Source organism: Nonomuraea harbinensis (assembly GCF_019396385.1).
Classification (GTDB): Bacteria; Actinomycetota; Actinomycetes; order Streptosporangiales; family Streptosporangiaceae; genus Nonomuraea; species Nonomuraea ferruginea.
Genome location: NZ_JAHKRN010000141.1, coordinates 1 through 516 on the forward strand (window position 1 = coordinate 1; position 516 = coordinate 516).

1 protein-coding gene is annotated in these 516 nt (G+C 57.2%); it reads right to left on the minus strand.

Annotated elements, in window-relative coordinates; translation table 11 throughout:
* Positions 1-222: 222 nt before the first annotated feature.
* Positions 223-516: hypothetical protein (locus tag KME79_RS44375; RefSeq protein WP_219552696.1), on the minus strand; the 294-nt coding region annotated here is incomplete at its 5' end.

Sequence of the window (516 nt, forward strand, 5' to 3'; positions counted from 1 at the left end):
TGTGACTGCCACGGCCACCGCCGATCATCTGGATTCCACACACCCACATGATCATGGCGGTGGCCGTCTCATGTCCCAGCCTCGATCAAACCGAGATCCGAGATCTCGAAGTGCGGCTGGAGTACTAAAATGCCCTGAACCACAGCCTCAACTGTCAGAGGTGAGTTCATCGAAATTCGCTGAATGTCCAGCCGCGCCCCTACGCGCGAATTGATCCACAAGTCACTTAGATGTTGAACGCTCAGAGAAATCGTCGCGCCGCACCCAATCATCCCCCGTGGCATCCTCCACGAAGCCACCCACCCGGCGTATCTGATCCTGGAGCTCTTTTAACATCACCGCCTCCAGCACAACGTGAGTCGCGTCATGCAGTAGCTGCAACGCCCAGACCCTCTCTGTCAGACTGCTGTGGTACATGGGACAGATGAGTCCTTTTGATGTAAAGCAGGGCGAGACAGGACGATCGAGACAGTGACGATGACCCTCGCCGACCAGGCCGCCATGACGGGGCAGGAT